Origin of the sequence: Shimia fortis, assembly GCF_040225985.1 — a bacterium.
Classification (GTDB): Bacteria; Pseudomonadota; Alphaproteobacteria; order Rhodobacterales; family Rhodobacteraceae; genus Shimia.
In genome coordinates, this window is sequence record NZ_JBBPEU010000028.1 from 1 (window position 1) to 6,349 (window position 6,349).

At 47.5% G+C, this 6,349-nt stretch carries 5 protein-coding genes; 4 read left to right on the forward strand and 1 reads right to left on the reverse strand.

The genetic code is table 11. From position 1 onward, the window contains the following. Positions 1–125: 125 nt before the first annotated feature. Positions 126–767, reverse strand: a complete 642-nt coding sequence (locus WNE31_RS18270) for a recombinase family protein (protein ID WP_349981382.1) — start codon at positions 765–767, stop codon at positions 126–128. A gap of 505 nt (positions 768–1,272) precedes the next feature. Between WNE31_RS18270 and WNE31_RS18275 the strand changes: the two genes are divergently transcribed. From WNE31_RS18275 to WNE31_RS18290, 4 genes are all read left to right on the forward strand, one after another. Next, positions 1,273–3,066 (forward strand): hypothetical protein, encoded by a 1,794-nt coding sequence (locus WNE31_RS18275; protein WP_349981383.1) that lies wholly within the window; start codon positions 1,273–1,275, stop codon positions 3,064–3,066. A 100-nt stretch (positions 3,067–3,166) separates the two neighbouring features. Beyond that, positions 3,167–4,030 carry a hypothetical protein gene (locus WNE31_RS18280; protein ID WP_349981384.1) on the forward strand — a complete coding sequence of 288 codons (864 nt, stop codon included), beginning with the start codon at positions 3,167–3,169 and terminating at the stop codon, positions 4,028–4,030. Further along, positions 4,030–4,770: a DUF6339 family protein gene (locus tag WNE31_RS18285; protein WP_349981385.1), complete on the forward strand. Its 741-nt coding sequence runs from the start codon at positions 4,030–4,032 to the stop codon at positions 4,768–4,770. The genes WNE31_RS18280 and WNE31_RS18285 overlap by 1 nt, the downstream gene beginning before the upstream one ends. Further along, a complete protein-coding gene (locus tag WNE31_RS18290; protein WP_349981386.1) occupies positions 4,770–6,047 on the forward strand; it encodes a DNA cytosine methyltransferase in 1,278 nt (425 codons plus the stop codon). Before WNE31_RS18285 ends, WNE31_RS18290 begins: the two co-directional genes overlap by 1 nt. Positions 6,048–6,349: the final 302 nt, after the last annotated feature.

Sequence of the window (6,349 nt, forward strand, 5' to 3'; positions counted from 1 at the left end):
GACAATCTCTTCCGGCTTGTGTCGTTTGATTCCCATGTTTGATCCTCCGTTTCCCAACTATAGGGGCGGACCACTTCAGTGGGGGAGGATCACGAAAAAGGTGCAAGAAGACAAGCAGGGAAATGCTAGGATGCCGCGCTGACAAGCGCGGCATAGTTTTTCACTGTTTGCGGATACCATTGACCACCGTTGCAGGTTGGCACATTTCTTTGATTGAGCAACCTAGCAGTTGCTGCATATGTTTCTGCTTCGCTCAATGCCTCTTCAAAGCGCACGCGGATAGTTTCGAAGAATTCTCGCTTTTCTGCTCGGTGCTTGTCTGCCAAGGCATGAGCGTTCCGTCCGAGAACAGTACCACGCTTCTTTGCGGCTCTGAGTGCAGCTCTGGTGCGTTCTGAAATTTGCCGACGCTCTTCTTCAGCAAAACAGGCAAGAAGGTGTAGGAAGAACACGGAAACATTTGGGTGTTCACAGACGACCAGCTCAATCCCTTGGTCAATAATCCCAGAAATGAACGAAACCTTTCGGGAAAAGCGGTCTAGCTTCGGGATCAAAAGCTTGGAGCGGGTTCTCTTGACGAGATTGATGGCGTTCCAAAGTTCAGCGCGATCATCACGCTTTCCAGACTGAATTTCCGTGAACTCTTCCACCACCGTGTCAGTCGGATGCAAAAACTGCTCAACCATCGCTCGCTGGGCATCAAGCCCAAGACCTGACCGCCCTTGTCGCTCAGTAGAAACGCGATAGTAGACAACATATTCCGTCACGCCTGCACTCTCCTTCTAAAACAAACGTTGGTTTGCCTTGTAGAGACCCGCTCCCACTCAAAAGCCGAGAAATTTCAACATCCAAGGTGTTCCACCGACATCACAAAGAACAGAAAATCACAAATTTTGTCGAAAATCATTCACTAATCTCCAATATTTGACAAATATGATTGACTAAGCGCAATTATTGTGAAATCAGACACCCTACGCCCGTCGGTGAAGGGGGTTGGCATGGAAGCAAAATCCGAGAAATTTCAACGCTTGGCAGAAGCGCGTGTGTCGAAGGCGATCTCGATGCTTCGATCCATCTCCAAACTGTCCAATCGAAGCCATTATGAATACTCCGAAGAGGATGTTCGGAGAATTTTTCAGGTCCTACGCAAGGAGTTGGAGCATTCAAAGGCTACGTTTGACGTTGCGCTGACTAGGGACGCTACAAAGGGATTCCAGCTAAGGGAAGGTGATGATGGGAAGTGAAATAAACGCTATATGGGAGCTAAACCTCATGGATGGTAAAAACCCGATCCATACTGGAGGCTTCCTAACTTCTTATGATCATCGGGAGTTCTCACCTGAAGAAGTGGCGGCACGCGAAGGCGGACAAAACTCCATGGACGCGGGCAGGTCCGAAAAAGGCATCACACAGCTTGTTTTTCAAAAGTTAGTTGCCAAGGGCGAAAAAAAGGAACGCCTTCTTGATATCTTCCAGTTCAGGGAGCTGCTTGAGCCCAGAGTGCCCATTTTTGAGAAGGAACCGCGCAACAAGCTATTTGTTGAGAGTCTTCAAGCTTTTCTGGACGGACAAGACCTATCTGCTTTGCTAATTCGAGACTTCAACACTTGTGGCTTAGGAGGCAAGTGGGACAGGTATGAACGCAAAGACCATTTCGCTCGTTTGGTATGCGCTCTAAATCTCGACGACAAAGCAGATGGCGACGCTAACTCCGGAGGCTCCTTTGGGCTTGGAAAAACGACATATGCCAAAAGCTCGAACATCAACACTGTGATTTACCATTCTGTTTTTGAGCCGAGCAGTGAAACAGCTGGTACTTCACGTAGACTGATGGGTGCAGGGGTTTATCCGAAGCACGAGTTTGAGCATGAGAACTTCGGAGGGTTCGCTTACTTTGGGAAGCCTAGCAGTGACGACAAGAGTGTAGCCGCGCCCTTTGAGGATGAGCAGGCAGAAGAAATCTGGGCAGAACTATCTGATATTTTCGGTGCCGATTTACATCGAAAAGATGGCTCAAAGGGAACCGACATATTAATATTGATGGACTCCCTTGATTTGGACAACCTTCGAAGAGCTGTTGAGGATTACTACTTTCCAGCACTCATCTCAAATGAGCTGTCAGTGCGCTTCATTGACGAGAACGAAAATCTTGAAGTTCCTTCCGTGTTGACTAGACAAGATCTTGACCAGTTTGTCGGGCTTTACAAAAAGGCAATCGGTTCCGAGGTTACGAAGGAAGAGTCACTCCACATTGACTCCCTGAACAAGGTTGAAGGTAAAGGTATCGGGCGCATCGCTTTCCAAGCGGCAGAACCAGACGAAGCGGAATCCCCCAAAAACAACTGTGTGGCGATTATGCGAGGAACCGGCATGGTAATTAACTATGTCAAGATGGGGGGAGACCAGTACGAACCCGCAGTGGGTATTTTCCACGCACACGAAGATATATACCCGTACCTGCAACTCGCCGAGAACGCAGCACACTCAGAGTGGAGCGAACATTCCAGGCGCCTCCAGCAGAACCATCCAGAAATTGGAAAGAAACTAGTTGCGAGGGTGAATAGTGCCGTAAAAAGTCGCTTTGTAGGATTCCAAAAAAACCTGCAACCAGACGTATCCGTAAGTAGAAGCGAAAGCGGATTGCTCGCGCGTCTTCTAACTGGTGCACTTTCAGGAACGAAAGGGGATGCGCCACCACCTAAACCGTTCCACAATCCGGTTTCCCTCCATCTTACCCAGAAAAAAAGGGAAGAACAAAAGTCGGTGTGGAGACTTCAAATTCACGATTGCGAGTACACGCCAGATTCGCCATTCACTCTTACACTACATCCCTCAATATCGCTGGCTGGTGACTCCAAGAAAATTGCCATTAAACATATGGATTTCTTAGTGAAGGATCACAACGGTGCGGTTCTGGCGCAAGGGGCGAAACCCTCCCTGACATACAACTTTTCAAAGGGGATGGCGCTGGATTTCGACGTAGAGTTCGATAACCCGGGGCGGCACAACTATGTTGTGCAATGTAAATGCGTTGCGGAAAACGGAGAGTTTGATGTCGAGCAATAGTAAGAAACTCATTTTCTCTGTCTCTAGGTCGGACCTACTCTTCAATTTCGCGTCCAGTTTTGACGAGGTGTTCCGTTTCTCTTCGGGTCCTGACGACGAGATGAGCAATCAACAAGGCGTCAGACAACAAGAGGCAATGGGCTTTGACTTCCAATCCGAATGCATGCCGTCGGTTGAGGTGCTGCCTTTTTCGGGGTTGATCAATGAATTGATCAATCAAGACTATTCCGACTTTCAAGTCAACATTACACTGGAAGATATAGCTCTGGGCATTCGTAAACCGGTCATGGTTTTGGATGCCTCGGAGATTTCCGAGCGGATAGCTTTCAAAATTGACCTTACAGAAGATGCATCATTCGGGTTTAGCAGAGGGTTCATAGTACGCTGCTTTATTTGCCGAAAAACCGATCTGGAACCCAGCTCAAACTTGATATGGTCAAAATCACAAATTGTCGCGGAAGCGGATTTTGTTGTTAAGGCTTCCGTGGATGAGGCGCTGTTTGAGATAGCTTGGACCACCTTTAAGGACAACGAGGATCGCAAACATGTGCTTTACTATGTTGACTGGATAAGTGACCAAGTCTCATCTGCTCCTCACACCGAATGCTTCTTGGTTAAAGCCAATAATGACCTCAAGACTCAGTTCAAAAGGTTGGAAAACAACTCGCACTTTGGCGAACTAAGTATTCGTATGATCGCAGACCATATTGTTGCTGATCTTGCTGAGAACACTCTTAGGTGTGCCGAACTGGAGCATGAGCCTCTTGAAGAATCACTACATGACAAGATGCGGGAATACTTCAAAGAACTAAATTTAGACTTTGACGCATTGGCACACGACTATCAGAATGGAGACCGTTTAACCCAACTCAGTACGGTTTCTCAAGTTGGAAGAGCCATCCAAAGGGGCACAAAAATAGCTTCAACGCTCAGCACTGTAAAGTTTGGGGGATATCGAAAGTAATGAAACTACCAACCATTACAAACGATCAGGCGACCGTCGCATGGAACTCTATGCGAGACCATGACTCCTACGATGCATCTGAGATCGTATTAGACTATGTCGGTTCAGACGATGATGCCGAGTCATTTTCTGACTTGGAGCTGTTTGAGCTGAATGATGCGTTGCTGGACGTAAAGCACAAGTTTTCTGAGAAAAACAAAAAAAGCACAGGGGGACTTATAGACGCCGAGATAGTGGAGCCCGTTCACAAATGCCTTAGTGAACACGCCACAGCCTACCAGTTGAGCCAACTTGGTTTTTGGAGGTGGTTAAGCAACATTTCTTGCAACGGCTCACTATGGCAATTCATAAAATGGCGTTTTGAAAGTGAGCAGCAGATTAACTGGGGCATCACATCACCCGGCTCAATCATAGAGGTCTACTTCTACAGAGCTTGGCTGCGCGGACACAAGATGTATGACGCGAAGGCAGAGGACCCGTACCACTACGCTAGGCTCGGTTCTAGTGACGTTTGGCGATCCCATATTCTTCGGCAGGATTTTGGCAGGGACCGCGAGTTCGTCAAGGCATTCTTGGACACTGTGCACGACGAAAATGGTCGTGTTCAAGTTGGTACTTTGGAGCTTCGGACGAAGCTAATCCCTGCCCTTCGGGCGTGGACTTCAGGCTCGACCTTCTCGCATCTTTCGTATAGTGAGTGTATGGAACTCATTAAACGATTGCGAGAAGAGGGAATCTAGTGCAAGCGGCAGAAAAGCAAGAGCAAAAGGCAGGTTGCAGCTTTCTCAGAGTGCAGGGAGAGGTGTCTCGCTCTGTTGAACTCGGTGGACAAGTATTTGAGGAGACGGTTCGTTCAACAAGATCGGACCTACCTCCACAACATGACTTTTTTGTTTCGGCACTTTCAGAACCGGTTGTGACACCGGCACAATCACCAACCAAGCGCCTCACATATGTTGACTTATTCTGCGGGGGCGGTGGGTTGTCTCTGGGCATAACAAACGCCAGTCGTTTCTTAGGTAGAAATGCCAAGCTGCTGGCTGCAGTCGATTTGGACAAGACCGCTCTAAAACTGGTTGAAGACCACTTTAAACCATTGATATCAAGGTCAAAGTCCGTAGAGGATCTTATTCGATATGATATTGATATGTCGGGTCAGATGGATGGTTTTGTTGTTGAGCCAACAGTAACAGACAGTCAAATTTCTCAGTTCAGAGGAAAAGTTGATCTGTTGGTTGGGGGTCCTCCCTGTCAAGGTCATTCCAACCTAAACAATCGTACAAGACGATTTGATAGTAGGAATTTGCTTTATCTGATAATGCCAGCTTTTGCTGCTGCACTTGAAGTGCCGCTGGTAATCATTGAGAACGTTCCAAGCATCACCCAAGCAAAAGAAAACGTAGTCCAAATTGCGAAAAAGGTGTTTGAGACTAAAGGCTACAATGTAGCTGAAGGCGTACTTAATGCTGCAGATTTCGGATCAGCACAAACACGTTCACGTCACTTCTTAGTCGCTAGCTCAAGAGGCACACCGAATTTTGATGAATGCCTAAATCTGTTTGCGACAGACAGACTGTCCTTCGATACAGTTTGCACCAATTTACCGAAGCTTTCTCCGGGCTTGGAAATTCTTGAAGCGAACGGTCAACTATCCAATGAAAATATAGCAAGAGTAAACTATCTTCACGACAATAACGCTTACAACTTGCCCAACAAACAACGACCGGACTGTCACCAAGAAGAGCACACGTACCCCTCGGTCTACGGTAGGATTCATGGCGACCAGCCTATGACTACAATAACTACAGGGTTCGGTTCTCCCGGACGAGGTCGGTTTATCCACCCACACGAAAGGCGTGTGATCAACATTCGAGAAGCCGGAAGAGTTCAAGCGTTTCCAGATTGGTATTGGGAACCTGCCGTAGAAAGGGAATTCAAGAGAGCTCACTACCAAAAAATAATCGGTGACGCGGTACCTTCTCTGCTTGCCTACCCTTTGCTCGCTTCATTACTTTGAACATCCGAAAATGCTCTCTCATACGTACAAACCAGCTTGATTTTACCTTTCAAGGTAACCCAAAAACTTGTTGGAAAACTATATGTAGGATCAGATTTCTTCTGGGCGGTAGGTCACCACACCGCGCCAAAGATTTGATGCGTTCACCCAAAACAAAGCAAAGCCAAAAACTACTTTGTGAAATAAGTGCTAGTCCTGCGCCTCTAATGATCAGCCCCACCTAAGTGGTCCAGTTTGAATGTTAGTGCATGATTGGCCTGGGTTCCATCGGGATGATGGTTTCCGGCGCCGGCGGGCGGTAG

Bases quoted from the DNA above. Each gene is read 5' to 3' on its own strand.
- WNE31_RS18280 (WP_349981384.1), top strand. From the start codon at position 3,167: ATGAGCAATCAACAAGGCGTCAGACAACAAGAGGCAATGGGCTTTGAC.
- WNE31_RS18275 (WP_349981383.1), top strand. From the start codon at position 1,273: ATGGATGGTAAAAACCCGATCCATACTGGAGGCTTCCTAACTTCTTAT.
- WNE31_RS18285 (WP_349981385.1), top strand. From the start codon at position 4,030: ATGAAACTACCAACCATTACAAACGATCAGGCGACCGTCGCATGGAAC.